General features: G+C 67.5%; 17 protein-coding genes and 1 pseudogene. 12 read left to right on the forward strand and 6 right to left on the reverse strand.

What is annotated here, in order from left to right; all coding sequences use genetic code 11:
* Positions 1-85: P-II family nitrogen regulator (locus tag Q8Q88_RS19925; RefSeq protein ID WP_305676974.1), on the reverse strand; the 85-nt coding region annotated here is incomplete at its 3' end.
* 391 nt (positions 86-476) lie between these two features.
* Between Q8Q88_RS19925 and Q8Q88_RS19930 the strand changes: the two genes are divergently transcribed.
* The 7 genes from Q8Q88_RS19930 to Q8Q88_RS19960 all read left to right on the forward strand — a co-directional run bounded on the left by Q8Q88_RS19930 (position 477) and on the right by Q8Q88_RS19960 (position 9,058).
* Entirely contained in the window at positions 477-1,637 is a 1,161-nt protein-coding gene (locus Q8Q88_RS19930) for a fasciclin domain-containing protein (RefSeq protein WP_305676931.1), read from the forward strand.
* 80 nt (positions 1,638-1,717) lie between these two features.
* A complete protein-coding gene (locus Q8Q88_RS19935; RefSeq protein WP_305676932.1) occupies positions 1,718-2,071 on the forward strand; it encodes a hypothetical protein in 354 nt (117 codons plus the stop codon).
* 81 nt (positions 2,072-2,152) lie between these two features.
* Complete coding sequence (locus Q8Q88_RS19940; RefSeq protein ID WP_305676933.1) at positions 2,153-3,055, forward strand: glycine--tRNA ligase subunit alpha; 903 nt, start codon at positions 2,153-2,155, stop codon at positions 3,053-3,055.
* Positions 3,052-3,564, forward strand: a complete 513-nt coding sequence (locus tag Q8Q88_RS19945) for a DUF2314 domain-containing protein (RefSeq protein ID WP_305676934.1) — start codon at positions 3,052-3,054, stop codon at positions 3,562-3,564. The genes Q8Q88_RS19940 and Q8Q88_RS19945 overlap by 4 nt, the downstream gene beginning before the upstream one ends.
* 243 nt (positions 3,565-3,807) lie before the next feature.
* Positions 3,808-6,084: a glycine--tRNA ligase subunit beta gene (gene glyS, locus Q8Q88_RS19950; RefSeq protein ID WP_305676935.1), complete on the forward strand. Its 2,277-nt coding sequence runs from the start codon at positions 3,808-3,810 to the stop codon at positions 6,082-6,084.
* Between the two features lie 14 nt (positions 6,085-6,098).
* Positions 6,099-8,795, forward strand: a complete 2,697-nt coding sequence (gene ppdK, locus Q8Q88_RS19955) for a pyruvate, phosphate dikinase (protein ID WP_305676936.1) — start codon at positions 6,099-6,101, stop codon at positions 8,793-8,795.
* A complete protein-coding gene (locus Q8Q88_RS19960) occupies positions 8,792-9,058 on the forward strand; it encodes a hypothetical protein (protein WP_305676937.1) in 267 nt (88 codons plus the stop codon). The genes ppdK and Q8Q88_RS19960 overlap by 4 nt, the downstream gene beginning before the upstream one ends.
* 76 nt (positions 9,059-9,134) lie before the next feature.
* On the opposite strand, the gene Q8Q88_RS19965 is transcribed toward Q8Q88_RS19960, so the two are convergent.
* Entirely contained in the window at positions 9,135-9,503 is a 369-nt protein-coding gene (locus tag Q8Q88_RS19965) for a RidA family protein (RefSeq protein ID WP_305676938.1), read from the reverse strand.
* Between the two features lie 127 nt (positions 9,504-9,630).
* On the opposite strand from Q8Q88_RS19965, the gene Q8Q88_RS19970 reads away from it, so the two are divergent.
* The gene (locus Q8Q88_RS19970; protein ID WP_305676939.1) at positions 9,631-10,665 is read left to right on the forward strand and encodes a mechanosensitive ion channel family protein; all 1,035 of its coding nucleotides are present in this window, start codon (positions 9,631-9,633) and stop codon (positions 10,663-10,665) included.
* Between the two features lie 76 nt (positions 10,666-10,741).
* Here Q8Q88_RS19970 and Q8Q88_RS24835 read toward each other — a convergent pair.
* Positions 10,742-10,846 (reverse strand): annotated as a pseudogene (locus Q8Q88_RS24835) (PEPxxWA-CTERM sorting domain-containing protein); the annotation flags it as partial.
* A 1,288-nt stretch (positions 10,847-12,134) separates the two neighbouring features.
* Between Q8Q88_RS24835 and Q8Q88_RS19980 the strand changes: the two are divergent.
* Positions 12,135-12,752 carry a cistern family PEP-CTERM protein gene (locus tag Q8Q88_RS19980; RefSeq protein WP_305676941.1) on the forward strand — a complete coding sequence of 206 codons (618 nt, stop codon included), beginning with the start codon at positions 12,135-12,137 and terminating at the stop codon, positions 12,750-12,752.
* A 155-nt stretch (positions 12,753-12,907) separates the two neighbouring features.
* Entirely contained in the window at positions 12,908-14,101 is a 1,194-nt protein-coding gene (locus Q8Q88_RS19985; protein WP_305676942.1) for a M48 family metallopeptidase, read from the forward strand.
* 270 nt (positions 14,102-14,371) lie between these two features.
* On the opposite strand, the gene Q8Q88_RS19990 is transcribed toward Q8Q88_RS19985, so the two are convergent.
* From Q8Q88_RS19990 to Q8Q88_RS20000, 3 genes are all read right to left on the reverse strand, one after another.
* Positions 14,372-14,992 (reverse strand): PEPxxWA-CTERM sorting domain-containing protein, encoded by a 621-nt coding sequence (locus Q8Q88_RS19990; protein ID WP_305676943.1) that lies wholly within the window; start codon positions 14,990-14,992, stop codon positions 14,372-14,374.
* 110 nt (positions 14,993-15,102) lie between these two features.
* Entirely contained in the window at positions 15,103-15,642 is a 540-nt protein-coding gene (locus tag Q8Q88_RS19995) for a GNAT family N-acetyltransferase (RefSeq protein ID WP_305676944.1), read from the reverse strand.
* 1 nt (position 15,643) lies between these two features.
* Entirely contained in the window at positions 15,644-16,759 is a 1,116-nt protein-coding gene (locus Q8Q88_RS20000) for a beta-ketoacyl-ACP synthase III (protein WP_305676945.1), read from the reverse strand.
* A gap of 225 nt (positions 16,760-16,984) precedes the next feature.
* Between Q8Q88_RS20000 and Q8Q88_RS20005 the strand changes: the two genes are divergently transcribed.
* Together Q8Q88_RS20005 and Q8Q88_RS20010 are read left to right on the forward strand one after the other, a co-directional pair.
* The gene (locus Q8Q88_RS20005) at positions 16,985-17,542 is read left to right on the forward strand and encodes a porin family protein (protein ID WP_305676946.1); all 558 of its coding nucleotides are present in this window, start codon (positions 16,985-16,987) and stop codon (positions 17,540-17,542) included.
* A 253-nt stretch (positions 17,543-17,795) separates the two neighbouring features.
* Complete coding sequence (locus Q8Q88_RS20010; RefSeq protein ID WP_305676947.1) at positions 17,796-20,660, forward strand: TonB-dependent receptor domain-containing protein; 2,865 nt, start codon at positions 17,796-17,798, stop codon at positions 20,658-20,660.
* Positions 20,661-20,723 lie beyond the last annotated feature (63 nt).

The raw sequence follows: 20,723 nt of genomic DNA on the forward strand, positions 1-20,723 counted from the left end.
TCAGCCCCTCGATGCCGGCGCCGACGAGCGCTTCGCGCACGTCGTCCAGCTTGAAGGGTTTGACGATCGCTATGATCAATTTCATCGCCTGCTCCCGCGCGGCCCAAGCCGAGACGCGCCAGTGGGTTGTTTTCCCGCGCCGTCGGCGAAACGCGGCTTGCACTCCCCCTCCGACAGCAAGGCGACGCTATCGATCGCGAGGGGCGGCGAGGGCGCTTGGTAACCTCTGGTCAAGGAAAAGGCCTTTCCCGCCTGTTTTTCAGGCGCCGACTGGCGGGTTTGCCTCAAATTGAGGCGATTACCGCCTCCAGCGGAGGCGTTTGCGACCGGGGACGGACGGAATGTGGGCGGTTCCGGGGCGCGGTCTCACGAAGCCGTGATGGGGGAAACTCCTGGGCCCGCCGCGCGTAGTGAGCCGCGAAGGCCGGGCTTCCCCTGGCCAGGGCTTGATCTCTCCACCCCCCCAGAGGACCCAGATGCATCTGACCCGATTCCTGACCACCGCAGCGGTCGCGGCCCTGCTCGCCGGCGCAGCCCAGGCCCAGACTCCCGCCACCCCGGCGACCAAGGCGCCGGCCGCCACCGCCGCTCCAGCGCCTGCCGCGGCCGCTCCAGCGCCTGCCGCGGCCGCGCCGGGCGCCGCGGTCGCGGCCAAGGTCACGCCGGCCGGCGACATCGTCGACACGGCCAAGGCGTCGGGGCAGTTCACCACCTTCCTGAAGGCGGCCGAGGCGACCAATCTCACGGGCCTCTTGAAGACCAACAAGAACCTGACGGTGTTCGCGCCGACCGACGCGGCCTTCGCGGCCCTGCCGGCCGGCGAGCTGGAAAAGCTGATGCTGCCCGAGAACAAGGCCCAGCTGCAGAAGCTGATGATCTATCACATCGTCAACGCGCCGGTGACCTCGGCCGACTTCAAGGGCTCGACCCGTAAGGCCGCCACCGTGGCCGGCCCGTCCGTCGAGCTTTCCGGCGGCGAAAAGCCAATGGTCAACGACGCCACCATCGTCCAGGCCGACATCGCCGCCAGCAACGGCATCCTCCATGTGGTGGACAAGGTGCTGATGCCGGGCGCGGCCTCGGCGGTCGCCAGCGGCGCCGCGGCCTCGACCACCGCGCCGGCCTCCCCGGAAAAGCCCGCGACCCCGCCCGCGGCCGAGGCCAGATCGACCTCGCCCATGCCCAAGACCACGCCGCCGAAAGACAAGGTCGCCGCGCTCGACGGTTCGGTCGTCCAATGCCTGACGCAGGAAACCAAGGAGATGGCGCCATCGCCGGTTCCGCCCAAGGAGCCCGTGGAGGACACGAAGGCCGCGGTGAAGGACGAGTCCGCCACACCACCGCCCGCCGCCGACAAGTCCGGCGCCGACGCCGCGGTCCAGGAGCAGACGCCTCCGCCCGCCGCCGAACCGGCGCCGACCCCCGAGGCGGTCCCTCCGACCAGCGATGCGACGACGCCTCCGGCCACCGACGCCATGACCGCGCCGGCCGCGACGCCCGGCGCCGATGCTTCGGCCGCGGTCACCGCGACCACGTCCACCGCCACCATGCAGCCGGTGGCCGACACCCCGGAGAACCGCGCCAAGTACAAGCCGCTCTCCAACGCGGGCAAGCGTAGCAAGGCGAAGGGGAACTAAGCCGGACTCGGCGCGCTAATTCGTCGGGCGGCCCGGAGTACGGGGAACCGGGCTTCATTCAGGACTCAGGAGTGAAGACCATGTATCTCAAGACCTTGCTCACCGCGGCCGCCGCGACGGCGCTCTTCGCTGGCGCGGCCCAGGCCCAGACGCCGCCGGCCGAGCCGGCCAACCCCCCGACCTCGGCCGACGCCATGGCGCCGGCCACGCCGGACACCGCCGTCAATCCCCCGGCCGGGACCATGATCGATCCGGGAACCAAGACGTCCGAGGCTGCCGCCACCCCGGCCACGGCCGCGGCCATCGACGCCTCGGCCACGGTCACCACCACTCTGGTCACCAACGGCCCGATCGCCGACACCCCGGAGAACCGCGCCAAGTACGGCCAGCCGCTCTCCCGGGCCGGCAGGCGCACGGCCGCGCGCGGCAACTAGAGAGACACTTCAAAGCCTTGTGGCGGCGGTCGGCGGGCCCTATGGTCCGCCGACTTTTTTTGCGCCTGCGAAGTCCATTCGATGCCCGCCCAAAAGCCGCTTTCGTTTCAGGGACTTATCCTGAAACTGCATGATTATTGGAGCCGTCAGGGCTGCGTGATTCTGCAGCCGCACGACGTTGAGGTGGGGGCCGGCACCCTGCACCCGGCCACGGTGCTGCGCGCGCTCGGCCCCAAGCCGTGGCGGGCGGCCTATGTCCAGCCCTCGCGGCGGCCCGGCGACGGCCGCTATGGCGAGAACCCCAACCGCTTGCAGCACTACTACCAGTACCAGGTGATCCTGAAGCCGAACCCGGACAACCTGCAGGAGCTCTATCTGGGAAGCCTGGAGGCCATCGGCCTCGACACGCGCCTGCACGACATCCGCTTTGTCGAGGACGACTGGGAGAACCCCACGGTCGGGGCCTGGGGCCTGGGCTGGGAGGTCTGGTGCGACGGGATGGAAGTCACCCAGTATACCTACTTCCAACAGGTCGGCGGCCTGGACGTCTGGCCGGTGGCCGGGGAGCTGACCTACGGCCTGGAGCGCCTGGCCATGTACATCCAGAACGTCGACCACTTCACCCAGCTGGCGTTCAACGATCCGGACGGCCCCGAGCCGATGACCTATGGCGACGTGTTCCTGGAGAACGAGCGCCAGCAGTCGGAAGCCAACTTCCATCTCTATGACGTCGAGACCCTGAAGCGTCAGTTCGAGGACATGGAGGCCCAGGTGCCGCGGCTGCTGGAGGGCAGGGGCCCCCAGGGCCAGCGCACCGTGCTGCCCGCCTATGACCACGTGCTCAAGGCCAGCCACCTGTTCAACCTGATGGACGCCCGCGGCGCGATCGCCGTGGCCGAGCGCCAGAGCTATATCGGCCGCATCCGCGACCTGACGAAGATGTGCGCCGAAGCCTGGGTGGCCAACGAGGGGGGCAACGCGTGAGCCTTCATCGTCTTACCGGCGCGGTCGCTGGGGTGGTGGTGGCGATTTCGGCCATGCCGCTCCTCACGGCCTGTCAGCGCGAGAACTTTGTCGTCGTTTCGACAGGCGACCCGGCGGCCACCACCCCAGAGGTCGAAGCTCGTAAGACGCTGCCAATCTTCTGGTCGAAGGTTGAGGGCGCGCCCGCGGGCGTCGGCGAGTTCCGTTTGAAGATCGGCCTTCCGACGCCGAACGGAGCCGTCGAGCACATCTGGACAGATCTCGTGAGCCGGTCGAGCGAAGAGATCGTCGGAACCATCGCCAACGACCCGGTCAATTTGCCCGACCTCAAATTCGGCGCGGTGGTTCGTATCGATCCTGAGACAATCTCGGATTGGAGCTACGTGAAGGGCGAAAAACTGTACGGCGCATACACGATGCGCGCGCTGCTTGATCGCATGCCGGCAGACGAGCGGGCTGAGGCCCTTGCGCTTCTGTCGGCCCAGCCGCTTGAGGCCGGAGCCAACTGATGCCCCAGCTTCCGGTCAATCAAGTTCGCACCCTGTATCCCTCTCCCCTTGCGGGAGAGGGTGGCCGCTCGAAGAGGGGTCGGGTGAGGGGTTGCGCTCCCCTCGACGCGCGCCCGGCGATGACTTTCCGGAGAGGTCTGGGAGACCCCTCATCCGACCTCGCTCCGCGAGGCCACCTTCTCCCGCAAGGGGAGAAGGACGCTAAGCCCCACCTTCTCCAGCTTCTGGAGAAGAGAGCCTGATATGCCCCAGCTGCTGATCGAACTGTTCTCGGAAGAGATTCCCGCTCGCATGCAGGTCCAGGCCGCGCGCGATTTCGAACGCATGGCCCGGGAGCATCTGGCCGCCGAGGGCTTGCTGCCCGAGGGCCTGAAGACCTTCGCCGGCCCCCGCCGCCTGACCCTGGTGGCCGAGGGCCTGCCCGCCGCTCAGGGCGACCGCCACGAGGATCTGAAGGGCCCCCGCGTCGGCTCCCCCGATCAGGCCATCGAGGGCTTCTTGCGCAAGGCCGGGATCGCTCGCGACCAGCTGGTGGAGAAGGACGGCCTGTGGTTCGCCCATATTCATCGCGCCGGCCGGCCTACCCCCGAGATCGTCGCCGAGATGGTCGACAAGATCGTGCGCAACTTCCCCTGGCCCAAGTCGATGACCTGGGGCCGCGGGACCCTGCGCTGGGTGCGGCCCCTGAAGCGGATCGTCTGCCTGTTCGACGGCGAGGTGGTTGCCTTCGCCATCGACGGGATCGCCAGCGGCGACGTCACCGAGGGCCACCGGTTCATGGGCTCGGGCAAGCCCTTCAAGGTGAAGGACTTCGACAGCTACCGCGACAAGCTGGCGGCCCACTTCGTCATCCTCGACCCCGAGGAGCGCAAGGACCGCATCATGGACGGGGCGCGCACGCTCTGCTTCGCGCGCAATCTGGAGCTGGTCGAGGACGAGGGCCTGCTGGCCGAGGTGGCGGGCCTGGCCGAATGGCCGACCTCGATCCTGGGCGATATGGATCCCGCCTTCCTGGACCTGCCGCCGGAGGTGATCCGCACCTCCATGCGCACCCACCAGAAGTACTTCGCCGTGCGCGACCCTCGGTCGGACAAGCTCGCGCCGCACTTCCTGACCGTGGCCAATATCGAGGCGGCCGACGGCGGCAAGGAGATCGCGCGCGGCAACGGCAAGGTGCTGTCGGCCCGGCTCAACGACGCCCGCTTCTTCTGGGACGAGGATCGCAAGACCAGGCTGGAAGAGCGCCTGCCCAAGCTGAACGGCGTCACCTTCCACGCCAAGCTGGGTACGCTCGGCGAGCGGGTCGAGCGGCTGGAGATGCTGGCCAGGGACATCGCGCCCCGGGTCGGCGCCGACGTCGCAAAGGCGGTGCTGGCCGCGCGGCTCAGCAAGTCGGACCTCACCACCGCCATGGTGGGCGAGTTCCCCGAACTGCAGGGCCTAATGGGCGCCTATTACGCCCGCGAGGAGAAGCTCAGCGCCATCGTCGCCGACGCCATCCGCGATCACTACCGCCCGATCGGCGCCACCGACGAGGCCCCGGCTGCCCCGGTGACTATGGCCGTGGCCCTGGCCGAGAAGCTCGACACGCTGACGGCCTTCTTCGCCATCGACGAGAAGCCCACCGGCTCGCGTGACCCCTACGCCCTGCGCCGCGCGGCGCTCGGCGTGATCCGCATCCTGCTGCAGTCCGAGGTCCGCGCGCCGATCCGCCAGCTGGTCGGCGACTGGTATCACGCGCTGAAGTGCTTCGTGGATCCCGGGCGGGCCCTCTACGTCTCCACCCGCCGCACCACCGGCTATCTGGGCGCGCTCGCCCGCTCGCCCTCACGGGTGTTCGAGGTCTATGTCGACGAGTTCGAGGACGCCCTGCTCGAGGGCAAGCCCTATGTGGTGGCCGTAGCCGAGGACTTCGACATTCGCTTCGACCGCTCGGCCCCGGCCGGCGACCCGCCCGAGGGCGGGGTGGCCTACGAGTTCCGACCCTATCCGGTGGTGGCCGACGAGGTCCTGGAGTTCCTGGCCGACCGCCTGAAGGTCGTCCTGCGCGACCAGGGCAAGCGCCATGACCTGGTGGACGCGGTCTTCGCGCTCGGCGACGACGACCTGGTGCGCATCGTGGCCAAGGTCCAGGCCCTGGATTCCTTCCTCACGACCGAGGACGGCGCGAATCTGCTGGCCGGCTTCAAGCGGGCCGGCAACATCCTGCGCGCCGAGGAGAAGAAGGGTCCGCTGCCCGCGGGTCCGGCCGTCCCGGTCGCCACCGCGCCGGCCGAGGAGGGCGCTCTGATCAAGGCGCTCGACCAGGTCGAACCCCAGGTGGCCCGCGCGTTGCACGACGAGGACTTTTCCGCCGCCATGCGCGCCCTCTCGGGACTGCGCGGACCGGTGGACGCCTTCTTCGAGGGTGTATTAGTGAATTCTGAGGTAGCAGCGGAACGCGAGAACCGCTTGCGGCTTCTGGCTCAAGTTCGAGACCTGATGGGACGGGTCGCGGATTTCAGCCAAATCAACGGCTAAGGAGGACTACAAGGATGTCGACCGAAACGCTGACCAAGTCGCGCTGGGTCTATTCCTTTGGCGGAGGCGGGGCCGACGGCGACGCCTCCATGAAGAACCTGCTGGGGGGCAAGGGAGCGAACCTCGCCGAGATGTCCTCCCTGGGCCTGCCGGTCCCGCCGGGCTTCACCATCACCACCGAGGCCTGCGTCCACTATTACGCCAGTGAGCGCCAATACCCCGCCGACCTGAAGGAACAGGTCGCCACGGGCCTAGCCACGGTCGAGAAGCTGACCGGCAAGGTGTTCGGCGATCCTTCCAACCCGCTGCTGGTCTCGGTGCGCTCGGGCGCCCGGGCCTCGATGCCGGGCATGATGGACACGGTGCTGAACCTCGGCCTCAACGACGAGACCGTCGCGGGCCTGGCCAAGCTGTCGGGCGACAAGCGTTTCGCCTTCGATAGCTATCGCCGCTTCATCCAGATGTACTCCAACGTGGTCCTCGACCTGGACCACCACATGTTCGAGGAGATCCTCGACGAGCATAAGGAGCGCCTCGACGTCACCGTCGACACCGCGCTCACCGCCGAGGACTGGGAGAAGGTGGTCGCCGACTACAAGGCCGCCGTCGAGCAGGAGCGGGGCGAGCCCTTCCCGCAGGATCCGCACGCCCAGCTCTGGGGCGCGGTCGGCGCGGTGTTCGCCAGCTGGATGAACGACCGGGCCAAGTTCTACCGCCGCATGCACGACATCCCCGAGAGCTGGGGCACGGCGGTCAACGTCCAGTCGATGGTGTTCGGCAATATGGGCGACAGCTCCGCCACGGGCGTGGCCTTCACGCGCAACCCGTCCACCGGCGAGGCCCGCCTCTATGGCGAGTTCCTGATCAACGCCCAGGGCGAGGACGTGGTCGCCGGCATCCGCACGCCCCAGGCGCTCACCAAGATCGCCCGCGAGGAGATGGGCGAGAAGTCGCTCTCCATGGAAGAGGCGCTGCCTGAGGTCTTCGTCCAGTTCAAGGCCGTCGTCGAGAAGCTGGAACAGCACTATCGCGACATGCAGGACATCGAGTTCACGGTGGAGAAGGGGCGCCTCTACATGCTCCAGACCCGCAACGGGAAGCGCACGGCCAAGGCGGCGCTGAAGGTTGCGGTCGATCTCGCCAGCGAGGGCCTGATCACCCAGGAAGAGGCGATCATGCGGGTCGAGCCCGCCAGCCTCGACCAGCTCCTGCACCCGACCATCGACCCCGCCAGCCCGCGTGACGTGATCACCACCGGTCTGCCGGCCTCGCCCGGCGCGGCCACCGGCAAGATCGTCTTCAACTCCGACGAGGCCGAGCGCCTGGGCTCGGCGGGGGAGGCGGTCATCCTGGTTCGCGATGAGACCTCGCCCGAGGACATCCACGGCATGCACGCGGCCAAGGGCATCGTCACCGCCCGGGGCGGCATGACCAGCCACGCCGCCGTGGTCGCCCGCGGCATGGGGCGTCCCTGCGTCTCCGGCGCCGGCGAGCTGCAGATCGACGGCAAGGCCGGCGAGTTCCGCGTCCGTGGCCGCACCTTCAAGGCCGGCGAGATCATCACCGTCGACGGCTCGCGCGGCGAGATCCTGGCCGGCGCCGTGCAGATGATCGAGCCCGAGCTCACCGGCGACTTCGCCACCCTGATGGTCTGGGCCGACAAGGCCCGGCGCCTAAAGGTCCGCGCCAACGCCGAGACCCCGCTGGACGCCCGCACCGCCCGCCAGTTCGGCGCCGAGGGCATCGGCCTGTGCCGCACCGAGCACATGTTCTTCGACGAGGACCGCATCGCCGCCGTGCGCGAGATGATCCTGGCCGACGACGAGAAAGGCCGCCGCGTCGCGCTCGCTAAGATTCTGCCGATGCAGCGCAACGACTTCGTCGAACTCTTCACCATCATGGAGGGCCTGCCGGTCACCATCCGGTTGCTGGACCCGCCGCTGCACGAGTTCCTGCCCCACACCGAGGCCGACCTCGAGAGCCTGGCCAAGGCCAGCGGCATCGACGCCGTCAAGCTGATGCGCCGCGCCAAGGAGCTGCACGAGACCAACCCCATGCTGGGCCACCGCGGCTGCCGCCTGGGCGTCTCCTATCCCGAGATCTACGAGATGCAGGTCCGGGCCATTTTCGAGGCCGCCTGCGAGATCGCCGAGAGCGGCAAGACCGCCCCGATCCCGGAGATCATGCATCCCCTGGTCGCGAAGGGCGAGGAGATGAAGTTCCTCCGCATCCTCACGGACCGCACCGCCCAGGCGGTGATGAAGGAGCGCGGCCGCGAGGTCGCCTACCAGGTCGGCACCATGATCGAGCTGCCCCGCGCCGCCATCCGCGCCGGGGACCTGGCCGAGAACGCTGAGTTCTTCTCCTTCGGCACCAACGACCTGACCCAGACCACCTTCGGCATCAGCCGCGACGATAGCGGCCGGTTCCTCAACGCCTATCTGGAGAAGGGCATCTTCGAGAAGGACCCCTTCGTCAGCATCGACCAGGAAGGCGTCGGCGACCTGATCCGCATCGCCGTGGAGCGCGGCCGCGCCGCGCGGCCCGACGTCAAGCTCGGCATCTGCGGCGAACACGGCGGCGATCCGGCCTCCATCGAGTTCTGCGAGAAGGTCGGCCTGGACTATGTGAGCTGCTCGCCCTTCCGCGTGCCGATCGCCCGCCTCGCGGCGGCCCAGGCGGCGGTCGGGGTGATGGAGAAGGACAGATGAGCCGGGTCACCGTCATCCCGCGTGAGCGGGTGCTGGTCTCGCCCCGCGCCACCTCGGCCGGGGCCATCGGCCTGGGCGCCATGGGCAGCCTGATGCTGGGGGCCATGGCCTTCGGCGCCCTGGCGGTCGGCGCCATCGCCATCGGAACCCTGGCCATCGGCAAGGTCGGGATCGGCCGCGCCAGGATCAAGAAGCTCGAGATCGACGAACTGACTGTGCGGCGCCTGACGGTGCTCGACGACGGCGAACCCAAGCGGTTCTAGGCGGGCCGCGCCTCACTCACAGGTGTCATCCCGGTTTGCGAAGCAAGACCGGGATGACACGGGGTGGGAACCCACCCTAACCCGCCGCCACGACCTCGATCTCCAGCAGCCAGGCTTCGTCATAGATGCCGGTGATGATCACGGTGAGCGCGGGCGTGCGCGCCTGCAGAACCTCGTGGCGGATGCGCATGTTCTCGTCGCGATAGAGCCGGTCGGACAGGAAGATCGTGACCTTGACCAGGTTGTCGAGGCTCATCCCGCCCGCCGCCAACTGGCGCTCCACATTGGCCCAGGCCAGCCGGCACTGGTCGCCGAAGGTCTGCGGCACCCCGCCGTCACGATCGGCCGGGACCTGGCCGCTGATGAACAGCCAGCGCGTGGCGCCCTCCACCTCGAAAGCCTGGGCGTAGGAGGTCTCCGTCGGGTCGATCGCTCGGGTTCTCACTTGCCGACATCCTCCGTTGAGGCCACCAAGGAAGCCCGAGCCAGGAAGAGATGTCCATGACCGATAAGCCGCGCCCCCGTCTCGACCAACAGGCCATCCGGACCCAACTGGGCGTGGGGTAGGGCAGATGGGCGGGGACTTGGCCGCGGACTTCTACCGGCTGACCAGCTTCGAACTGGTGCGGCTGGGAAAGACGGCGATCACGGTGGGCGGCCTGGCCGCCGCCGTGGTGATCGTCATCGCGGCCCTGCTCGCCGCGCGCCTGGTCTCTGCCTTCTTCCGGCGGGTGCGCGGGCGGGTGACCGAGGCCGCGCCGTCAATCTACATCTTCGAGAAGCTGGCCGCCTACGGGGTGGTGGTGTTCGGGGTGATCGCCGCCTTCTCGACGCTGGGCCTCGACCTGTCGTCCTTCGCCCTATTCGCAGGCGCGCTCGGCGTCGGCCTCGGCTTCGGCATGCAGGGGGTGGTCAAGGAATTGATCTCCGGCCTGGTCCTGCTGTTCGACCGCCTAGTGCGTATCGGCGACTATATCGAGCTGCAGACCGGCGAGCGCGGGGTGGTGGCCGAGATCGGGCCGCGGGCCACGCGCATCCGCAACAATGACGACCTGGATGTCCTGATCCCCAATTCGCGGCTCATCGAGCAGCCGGTGACCAACTGGACCCACCAGAACGGCACCCGCCGGATGCATGTCCCCTTCGTCGTCGCCTACGGGACCGACAAGGAGAAGGTTCGCGACGCGGTGCTGAAGGCCGCCCACGACGTGCCCTTCACCCTTAAGGACACGAGCGCGCGCAAGACCCAGGTCTGGCTGGTCGGCTTTGGGCCGAGCGGCCTCAATTTCGAGCTGGTGGTGTGGCCGAGCGTCGAGGCGGTGAAGCGCCCCAACGCCGCCCACGCGGCCTATACCTGGGCCATCGAGGACGCCCTGCGCGGCGGCGGCTTCGAAATCCCGCTGCCCCAGCAGGAACTCCGCGTCCGCGCCTTGTTCGGCGAGCAGGGGGAGGCGGCCCGCCGCACCCTGGGCCTGCAGGCCGACGGCCCCGGCGAGGCCCTGCCGGAGGTCCATGCCTCGGTCAACGACGCCGCCGAGGATCTAGTCCGCGGCGCCGAGCAGGATGAGGACGACCCGCTGCAGGTCAGGCCGCGCCCGGAGCCCTGACGACCGGCGCCAGGTTCCAGACAGCAAAACGCCGCCGACCAGGGGTCGGCGGCGCAATGTTGTTTGGTTCGCGCGACTAGATCGCGGCGAGCGCCATCTTGCGACGGTTGCTGCGGAGCATCGTGCCCGCCGCGCCGAAGCCGATGATCATCATCGCCCAGGTGGCCGGTTCCGGAACCACGCCGCCGGTCTGATACAGCACGGCCGAGGAGCCGCCGTTCAGGTTGAGCTTGAAGGTGTCCAGGTTGTTCGCGGTCAGCTTGAAGAAGGCCGTGCCGTCGAAGCTGCCGCCGACGCCCTTGTGGATGCCGATATAGGTCGTGCCGTTCAGCGGGGTGTCGAAGTCGTAGGTGAAGCCGTCGACTTCGGGGCTGATCTTCGTCGTGAGCGTGTCGACCGCGGCCCAGTTACCGTCCCAGACGAAGCCAAGCTCGGCCAGGGCGGCGATTTGGTCCGCGATGTCGCTGGCGGTGCCGGTCAGAAGATTGGAGTTTCCGTCCGTGCCGGTCCACCAGCCGCTGCAGTCGTCGGCAACCGGGTCGATATCGCCGTTGCTGCACTCGCTTCCCAGCGCGATCGTAGCGGCGCTGGCGGGAGCCGCCGCGGCCAGCCCGAAGGCCATAGTCGCGACCGCGGCCGCCATCGTCAGTTTAAAGTTCATCGTCACTAACCCCTAGATCTCAAGTGCCCCAGACGACCTGTCGAGCCGGGAGTCCCCACGCCCCGCCCATTCGGCATCCGCCCATTGGGTTCATATAAAATTTACCCGGTAGTGCACGCAACGAAATTCCCCAAATGCGTGTCATTTCAAAAGACTGTTATGAATAATTAGGATTTTGAAGATTAGTTTTCGCCGCTCTTAAACGGCGAAGCGGCGTTTTCCGCCCCGTTCTCCGAGCCCTGGGTCCGGACAACAGGACGCCGCCGACCAGGAGAGGCGGCGCCTCAAGGAATTTTAGTGAACGGCGGGCGACGAGATTCCCCACACACGTCTGCGATCTCCAGCAATCGTTATCGAGCAGCCGGCCGCGTTGTTGATCGTCATGATCTGTCGGCGGTCAATTCCAAGCAATTCGAATGTCGCCCGCAGCGCGCGCGGTTATGTGCGGGGCTCGGCGCTGTTGGAGGCGGAGAGGTCGATACAGCGGCCCGCAAGAAGTCGGCTACAATTATAAGTAATTATAGTTTCAAGCACGCTTTCGTGGTCTTCAAGCTTGACTGTTGAACCCTGGATTGTGCGTATTAAGTCTTCACCAACTTGTGCGAATAAGGCAAATACCTGCCGCGGGAATTCACTTGCCGCCAGATATGGTCAGTGTCTGATGGGTGAAAGCGGCCAGCGTAGCGCTGGTTACTTCTTTTTCTGACACAGGCTAACTGTTGGGGGATCAGTCGGCCCGCAAAGCGAGGGCTATCGGATGAAAAGGTATCTAGCGTCAGCGATCATTGGGGCCGCCTGCCTCGTAGCCATGCCGGCCTCGGCGGCCGTCGTGTTGTCGTGGAACAGCGCCGACACTGGCGTCACCCAGGGCTCCGACTTTATCGGTATCGTCAACGGGTCGGTGCTCGCCGGCCTGACCGCCCATGTGGACTACACGCTGCAGTCGGTTTCCGGCAATGACTGGACGTTCGCCTATTCCGTGGAGAACACGTCCAGCGCGCCGGTCACGGCGTCGCGCGTTTCGGTCTTCGGCTTTGACGTCACCCCTGACATCTCAGGCGGAAGCTCGACGGGCGTGTATGACAACTTCACCGCCGACGGCAACGTGCCGCAGATCGGCTTCCGCGAGGCCTGTTTCTCGCAGGTGAACTGCGCGGGCGGCGCCGGGGCCGGGGCGCTGCTCGGTCAGACCTTGTTCGGCACCTTCACCCTGACCTTCGCCTCGGCGCAGACCGACCTGTCGCTCGAAAACCTGTTCGTGCGCTACCAGTCGATCGATGCGCCCGGGATCAACGGCGGTTCGGGCACTGGCGTGCCGCCGGGCGGGGTCATCCCCGAGCCGGCGACCTGGGCGATGATGATCATCGGCTTCGGCGCGGTCGGGACGATGCTTCGCAGCCAGCGGCGCAAGTATGCCTTGGCTTGATCCAAACTAGCGACCTCCAGACGAAGCGCCGCCGGCCGCAAGACCGGCGGCGTTTTCGCGCTCAGCTTCCCGCGTGGCGAACCTAACCGCCTTTTCACCTGACAAGCCGCGCCATCTCTGGCCTGCTCCGCGCGGGTAGTTTGGGGGAGGGGCGCATGGCCCAGAGTTTCGATCCGGCCGCGGCCACCGCGGCCTATCTGGCGCAGCTGCCGCCCGAGGCGCACGCCAAGGCCACGGCCTATACCCAGGGCGGCCACTGGCTGCTGCTCTGGGGCGCCCTGGTCGCCATCCTGGTGGCCTGGCTGGTGCTGAAATCGGGCGTCCTTGTGCGCATCCGCGAGAAGGTCGAGAGCCGCAAGGCCCGGCCCTGGCTCGCGGTCTTCGCGGTGGTGGCTGCGGACTCCCTGATCGAGACCCTGCTCAGCCTGCCCTGGAGTGTCTACGGCGACTGGTGGCGCGAGACCGCCTATGGCCTCACCAGCCAGGCCTTCGTGGGCTGGCTGGCCGAATTCGTGCTGATGGCGGTGATCTCCACCGTGCTCGTGGTCCTGCTGGTCGCCGGCCTCTACGCCCTGATGCGCCGGGCGCCCAGGACCTGGTGGGCCTGGGGCGGCGGCCTGGTGGCGGTGTTCTTCGTGATCGTTATGGTGCTGGCCCCGGTGTTCATCCAGCCGCTGCTGAACGACTATCAGGAGGCCCCGCCCGGACCGGTCCGCGACACGGTGGTGGCGATGGCGAAGGCCAATGGCGTGCCGTCCGACAAGATCTACATCTATGACGGCTCCAAGCAGTCCAACCGTTACACGGCCAATGTCTCGGGCATGTTCGGCACGGCGCGGATCGCCATGAGCGACGTGATGTTCAATAAGGGCGCGGACATCGCCGAGGTGCGCGGCGTGGTCGGCCACGAGATGGGCCACTATGTCCACATGCACGCCCTTTGGATCGCCGGGACCTATGGCCTGCTGGCCCTGGTCGGTTTCTTCCTGGTCGACCGCCTGTTCCCGCGGGTTCTGCGGCTGACCGGCGCCAAGGGGATCCAGGGCCTCTCCGACCCCGCCGGATTCCCGGTGATCGGGATCATCCTGGCGGGACTGAGCCTGCTTTCCACGCCGCTGTTCGTTACGGTCATCCGCCAGGCGGAGGTCGATGCCGACCGTTACTCCCTGGAGCACGTCAACGAGCCGGACGGCCTGGCCAAGGCCCTGGTCAAGACCATCGAGTATCGCGCCGCCACCCCCTCCAAGCTGGAGGAGACCCTGTTCTACGATCACCCGGCGGTGGGCAATCGCGTGCGCATGGCCATGGACTGGAAAGCCGCCCAGGCGACGACCGACCAGGTTCGGTAGGCGATGTCGTGAGCCGCGCCCTGCTGGCAGCGACTTGCGCTGACCGGCTGGAGACGGCGCAAGCCGCGAAGATTCGAGGAAACGGGACACGAAGTACGCAAAGACCACAAAGGGCGCCTGCGGCGCGGCCTATCGCGTTCGGCTCCCTTCGCGCCCATTGCGGTCTTCGTGTCTAGACTGGCTTCGCCGATCTGACCGGCAAGGTCCGGGAGCCCCCTTATCCGGCTGTTCTCCGAATGGCCACCTTCTCCCGCGAGGAGAGAAGGCTGCTCAGGCTTGGGCGAAGGCCCGCGCTCCCCGGCGGTGGGCGGACCGCAGCATGACGCCGGCCGCGCCGAAGCCGACGATCATCATCGCCCAGGTCCCGGGCTCGGGCACGGCGGTGAGCTGGGTCACCGTAAACCGGTAGTCGATGGGGGTTCCGTCGAGGGTTGCGGCTTCCGCGAAGAGGCTGAAATAGGGGCTCTCGAACTTCTCCTCCAGATAGACCGGCGTCCCCGGCGCGATCCCAAAGTCCGCATAGTGGGCGGGCGCGCCGAAGAAGGTGAAGCCCGTCTTCGGAACGGTGAACTCCCACGCCGCGGTCAGGCCGTTGGCGTATTCGTCGATGACGAACGGATTGCTGTTGCCCTCGATGTTCTCGTTGTGGGGCCTGGGCGGCGGCGCCAGGAAGACGTCCCAATGCTCCTCATAGCCGCCGGTGAAGGTGAAGAAGGCGGCCACGTCGCTCGTCGCCTCGAACCGGTACTTGCCCGGGCCGGGCAGGGGGGCGTTCGAGATGTTGACGAAGCTTTCTGTTCCCGTTTGCTGGAAGATCACCGTCGAGGCCTGGGCCGAGCCGGCGCCGGCCAGGACGCAGACCGCTGAACAGGCGGCGAAAAAGATACGCATGGTCGATCTCCCCTAGGTAGCCGAGGAGCATCGACGCACGCTTCGGACTGTCAAGCGGCGAACCGACATGGGCGGTGAAATGAGTCGGGCCGCGGTGACCGCGCCACGCGCTAGGCGCCCAACGCCATGACATAGCGATCGGCGCCGTCCTCGGTCTCGCCGGTGGCGCTCAGGCCCAGGCGCAGGGCGAGCCGGACGGAGGCGAGGTTGGCCGGCTCGACGAAGGCCTCGACCTCCACTGCGCCGGGGCGCGCCGCGAGCCAGGACACGGCGACGACCGCCGCCTCGGTCATCAGGCCCCGGCCCCAATAGTCCGGGCGCAGGTGGTAGGCGAGCTCCGAACAGGCGCCGAGCGCGTTGAAGCCGATCGCGCCGACGAAAGTGCGGTCGTCGCGGGTCAGCATGGCCCAGCGGAACCGCGCGCCGCGCGCCGCTTCGTGGGCGAAGAAGTCGATGATCTTGTCGCTGTCGTCCGGCGTCTGGGCCGGCAGGCGGATCGGGCGCCCCTCGATATCGCCCGCGCCGCCCGAAAATTCGCAGACCTCGGGGCGCGACCATAGGGCGAACATGCCGGCCGAGTGGGCGACCGACAGCGGTTCGAGGATCAGGCGTTGCGACCGCAGCGTTGGAACGGCGAGGGCAGGCGCCATCCTACCGCTTGCGCACGAAAACGGTCCCCGCCGAATAGCCCGCCCCAAACGAGCAGATCAGCCCGGTCTCGCCCGTCCCGAAGTCCTCGCTGGCCTTGTGGAAGGCGATGATCGAGCCGGCCGAAGAGGTGTTGGCGTATTCGTCCAGGATGATGACGTTCTCGCCCGGCGCCGGCTCCCGGCCCAGGACGCGTTTGCCGATCATCTCGTTCATGTTGATGTTGGCCTGGTGCAGCCAGAGGCGCTTCAGCCCCTTGGGGTCGACACCCAGGTCCGCGGCGTGCTGGACGATCATCTCGGCCACCATCGGCACCACCTCGCGGAACACCTTGCGGCCCTCCTGCACGAACAGCTTGTCGGTCGCGCCGATCCCCTCGGGCGCCGCGCGGTTGAGGAAGCCGAAATTGTTGCGGATGTTGTTGGAGAACACCGTCTTCAGGCGCGTGCCCAGGATGTCCCAGCCATCGGTGGCGTCCTCGGCCCGCTCCACGATCACCGCCGTGGCCACGTCGCCGAAGATGAAGTGGCTGTCGCGGTCGCGGAAGTTCAGGTGACCCGAGCAGATCTCCGGATTGACCATCAGCACCGCGCGCGCCGAGCCGGAGGCCACGAAGTCGGCCGCCGTCTTGATCCCGAAGGTGGCCGAGGAGCAGGCCACGTTCATGTCAAAGGCGAAGCCGTCGATCCCCAGCGCCTGCTGCACCTCGATGGCCATGGCCGGATAGGCCCGCTGCATGTTGGACGCCGCGCAGATGACCGCGTCGATCTGGGAGGGGTCCTTGCCCCAGCGCGCGATGGCCTGGCGGGCCGCGGCCACCGCGATCTCGGCCAGCACCGAGATCTCGTCGTTCGGCCGCTCGGGGATCACCGGGCGCATGACGTCGGGGTCGACCAGGCCGGACTTGTCGATCACGAACCGCGACTTGATGCCCGAGGCCTTCTCGATGAATTCGGGCGAGGAATAGGTCAGGGCCGGGGTCTCGCCCGCGGCGATGGCCTCGGCGTTGGCCGCGTTGAATCGGTCGACATAGGCGTTGAAAGTCTCGACCAACTCGGTGTTCGAGAGGCTGTGCGGCGGGGTGTATAGCCCGGTGGCCGCGATTACGGCGTGATGCAAAATGGTCTTCTCCGACGTCGCGCTCCTTGTCGCCGGTATGCCGGCGGGCGCTTCCCGGGCAAGTGATAGCACGCCTTCACGCCAGGTCAGCGGCCTTGTGGCCATAAGGTCACAACCGCAAATGGTCTTGGCAAAACCGGCGAACCGGCCTTTTCCGGCCGCGTTTGCATCCCACCTGACGACACGGCTGGGGAGCTTGAGTGTAAGTACGTACGGAGTAGTAAAATGAAGTCTCTCGCAACCGCAGCGGCCTTCGCCGCGATCGCCGCAGCCGCCCTCCCCATGGCGGCCCAGGCCCAAGACCTCGGCACGACCACCTTCTACGGTTCGGCCGGATACAGCCACGCCGACCTCGACGACGCGAAGCTTGGCGCCATCACCGGCCGGGTCGGCGCCCGCTTCGGCCAATACCTCGGCGTCGAGGGTGAAGCCGGCTTCGGCGTCAAGGACGACGAGGTCAACATCCCGGCGATCGGCGCCTCGCCCGTCGACGTCGAGCTGAAGCACACCTTCGCCATCTACGGCGTCGGCTTCCTCCCGGTGGCCCCCAACGCGGACCTCTACGCTCGCGTCGGCTACGGCACCTCGAAGATCAAGGCCTCCGTCGCCGGCCCGGCCGGCGGTTCGGCCACCGCTGACGGCGAAAGCTGGAACTACGGTGTCGGCGGCCAGTACTTCCTGGACGACAAGAACGGCGTCCGCGCCGACTACACCCGCTACGACTTCACCGACGGTGGCGGTGACGCCGACGTCTGGTCGGTGGGCTACGTCCGCAAGTTCTAAGATACCGGAGCGCCCCTCTCCCAAGACGGGAGAGGGGATCGCTTGGGTTGCGGATTCACCAAAACCTTCCCCAAGACCGCTAGGCGAGTGCAATTTTATGCGCTCTCGGGCCGTATCCGTCGAACAACTTGACAGTTTTGCGACGCGCCCCCCATCCTCCGGCGAGTAACTACGGCACTACCAAATCAATCAAAGAAGGCGCTCTCACTAGCGCTCGCCGTTAGGACTGCGCCTCGCACCTGGGGAGGTGATCATGAAGCGCCTAACGGGAGGCTTGGCCTCTCTAGCCGTCACAGCTATGGCCGCAACGCCGCAGGCGGCGACAGCCCAGGCCAGGGACCAGGGCACGGCCGTCGAGGAAATCGTCGTCACCGGCTCACGAATTCGGACCAGTCCGCTGGACCAGGCCCAGCCGATCGTCCAAATCGACCAGGACGCCATCGCCAAGACCGGCCTCACCTCCACCGCCGACGTGCTGCAGCGCATTCCCTCGGCCGGCGGCGGCCTCAATTCCAAGTTCAACAACTCCGGCAATTTCGGCAATCCGCCGGACGGCGGCGGGGTCGGCGCAGGGTCGGCTGAGATCGACCTTCGCTATCTCAGCTCGCGCCGGGTCCTGGTGCTGGTCGACGGCCTGCGCTGGGTCAGCGGCGCGGCGGCCTCCGGCGTGCCGGGCTCCGTCGACCTCAACACCATCCCCACCGGCATGATCGGGCGGGTCGAGGTGCTGCAGGAAGGCGCCTCGCCGATCTACGGCTCCGACGCCATCGCCGGGGTGGTCAACATCATCACCAAGGATCGGCAGGAGGGCCTGCAGGCCACGGCCAATTTCGGCGGCTATGGCGACGGCGACGGCTTCAGCCAGGACTACACGGTCTCCTGGGGCGTCAATCAGGACAACCTGCGGGTCGTCGTCGGCGGCGGCTATTTCAAGCAGGACCCGGTCTATGCCGCCGACCGCGACATCTCGCGGTTCCCCAGCCCGTTCGCCACCTCCTGCCTGGACGGCGGATGCAGCTCGGGCACGCCGCTCGGCCGGTTCATCATCAGCGACCCGAACACCGGCCAGGATCTCGACATGACCCTGAAGGCGGCGCTGTCGCCGGGGGTTCGGCCGACCTACATCCCGGGCGACCCCACCGGGGCGGCCGGCAGCTACAAGCCCTTCGCCACCATCGATCGTTTCAACTTCCAGCCCTACAACTACATCGTCACCCCGTCCGAGCGCCTAAGCCTGTTCGGAAACCTGACCCAGGAGTTCAGCGACAGCCTTCGCCTGCGGGTGCGCGGCAGCTATGTGGAACGCAAGTCCGCCAACCAGGCCGCGCCCCTGCCGCTGTTCGTCGGCCCTGACGCCGGCAACGGCAACCTGCTGGACACCGTCGCGGTGGACGCCACCAACCCCTTCAACCCCTTCGGATTCACCCTGCAGCCCGGCACCTACGCCTTCATCGGCCGCCGCCTGGTGGAGAACGGGCCGCGCCACTACGAGCAGACCGTCAACACCTGGAACATCACCACCACCCTGGCTGGCGAGGTCCCGCTGGGATCCAGGACCTGGTACTGGGACGCCAACTATGTCTGGTCGCGCAATCGCGCCGAGCAGACCTTCACCGGCAACGTCAACGCCCAGCGCGTACAGCAGGCGCTAGGCCCGCTCGCCGGCTGCACCGGCTCCTGCGTGCCGCTCAACATCTTCGGCGGGGAGGGGACCATCACCCCGGCGATGCTGAACTTCATCGCCTTCACCCAGCAGGACGTCTCACAGCAGGAACTGCGCGACTTCAGCGCCAACCTGACCGGCGACTTGTTCGACCTGCCGGCCGGGCCCCTGGCCTTCGCCGCCGGGTACGAGCACCGCGAGACCGAGGGCTTCTTCCAGCCCGATCCCCTGGTGGTCGCCGGGCTCTCCTCCGACATTCCGGCCCAGCCGGCCCGGGGCTCGATCACCATCGACGAGTTCTACGGCGAGGTGCGCGTGCCGCTGCTGGCGGACATGCCCATATTCCACAAACTGGACGTCTCCCTGGCCGGCCGCTGGTTCGACTATTCGACCTCCGGCAAGGACGCCACCTACAAGGCGGGCCTGACCTGGAAGCCGATCGAAGACGTGCTGCTGCGCGCTTCCTGGGGCGAGGGCTTCCGGGCCCCGGCCATCGGCGAGCTGTTCGGCACGGCCTCGCGGTTCGACCAGGAGGTGGTCGATCCCTGTTCGGACATGCTCAACCTGCAGCCCGGCGGCCCGCCCGCCGCCAGCGCCACGGTGCAGGCCAACTGCATCGCCCGCGGCGTTCCGGCCAACGGCAGCTATGTGCAGCTCAATCCGCAGGTCTCGGTGATCACCAGCGGCAACCGCAACCTGGCCCCGGAGACCAGCGAGAGCGAGAACTACAGCTTCGTCTGGGAGCCCAGCGCGCTGAAGGGCGCCAGTTGGGCCAATGGCGGCTCGATCGAGGTGGTCTATTCCAAGATCGAGCTCGACCAGGCCATCCAGGCCCAGAATGGTCAGAGCCTGCTGGACCGCTGCGCCCAGACGGCCGACGCGGTGGCCTGCGCCACCATCACCCGCACCGCCTCGGGCCAGGTGGCCGCGATCTCCAACCCGCTGATCAATATCGGCGGCATCAAGACCCGCGCCGTTGACGTGAACCTCAACTACACCTCGCCGGAGACCAGCGTCGGGACCTTCGGCCTGCGGTGGTACACCACCTTCCTGCTGGAGTTCACCGAGTTCGTCCCGACCTCCACCGGCCTGGCGCCGGTCGAGCGCGAGGGCACGGAAAAGGGCAGCCCCGACCAGGCCTATCCCAAGACCAAGTCCACCCTGATGCTGGACTGGGACCGCGGCGAATGGGGCGCGACGGGGGCCCTGCGCCACATCTCTTCGATCGACGAGACCACCGTGGCCAACAAGCTCAGCGCCCGCACCTATGTCGACGCCCAGGTGCGCTGGGAGCCGGCCTTCCTCGACGAGCGGGTCACCCTGGCCGCAGGGGTCAACAACCTGTTCGAGAAGGACCCGCCAGGCTGCGTCAGCTGCGGCCTGAACAACTACGATCCCAACGCGTATGACGCCCCGGGCCGCTTCTTCTACATGCGGCTCAGCTACCGCCAATAGTCGACGACGTTCGTGGGGAGCACGGGCGGCGGAGGGGGCGACCCTTCCGCCGCCTCGCTTTTC

Origin of the sequence: Phenylobacterium sp., from assembly GCF_030697925.1 — a bacterium.
Lineage (GTDB): Bacteria > Pseudomonadota > Alphaproteobacteria > Caulobacterales > Caulobacteraceae > Phenylobacterium.

Excerpts from the sequence above, each read along its gene's own strand:
- glyS (WP_305676935.1), top strand. The coding sequence starts at position 3,808 with ATGCCCCAGCTGCTGATCGAACTGTTCTCGGAAGAGATTCCCGCTCGC.
- Q8Q88_RS20005 (WP_305676946.1), top strand. The coding sequence starts at position 16,985 with ATGAAGTCTCTCGCAACCGCAGCGGCCTTCGCCGCGATCGCCGCAGCC.
- Q8Q88_RS19930 (WP_305676931.1), top strand. The coding sequence starts at position 477 with ATGCATCTGACCCGATTCCTGACCACCGCAGCGGTCGCGGCCCTGCTC.
- Q8Q88_RS19980 (WP_305676941.1), top strand. The coding sequence starts at position 12,135 with ATGCCGGCCTCGGCGGCCGTCGTGTTGTCGTGGAACAGCGCCGACACT.
- Q8Q88_RS19995 (WP_305676944.1), bottom strand. The coding sequence starts at position 15,642 with ATGGCGCCTGCCCTCGCCGTTCCAACGCTGCGGTCGCAACGCCTGATC.
- Q8Q88_RS19970 (WP_305676939.1), top strand. The coding sequence starts at position 9,631 with ATGGGCGGGGACTTGGCCGCGGACTTCTACCGGCTGACCAGCTTCGAA.
- ppdK (WP_305676936.1), top strand. The coding sequence starts at position 6,099 with ATGTCGACCGAAACGCTGACCAAGTCGCGCTGGGTCTATTCCTTTGGC.
- Q8Q88_RS19985 (WP_305676942.1), top strand. The coding sequence starts at position 12,908 with ATGGCCCAGAGTTTCGATCCGGCCGCGGCCACCGCGGCCTATCTGGCG.
- Q8Q88_RS19960 (WP_305676937.1), top strand. The coding sequence starts at position 8,792 with ATGAGCCGGGTCACCGTCATCCCGCGTGAGCGGGTGCTGGTCTCGCCC.
- Q8Q88_RS19990 (WP_305676943.1), bottom strand. The coding sequence starts at position 14,992 with ATGCGTATCTTTTTCGCCGCCTGTTCAGCGGTCTGCGTCCTGGCCGGC.
- Q8Q88_RS19940 (WP_305676933.1), top strand. The coding sequence starts at position 2,153 with ATGCCCGCCCAAAAGCCGCTTTCGTTTCAGGGACTTATCCTGAAACTG.
- Q8Q88_RS20010 (WP_305676947.1), top strand. The coding sequence starts at position 17,796 with ATGAAGCGCCTAACGGGAGGCTTGGCCTCTCTAGCCGTCACAGCTATG.
- Q8Q88_RS19935 (WP_305676932.1), top strand. The coding sequence starts at position 1,718 with ATGTATCTCAAGACCTTGCTCACCGCGGCCGCCGCGACGGCGCTCTTC.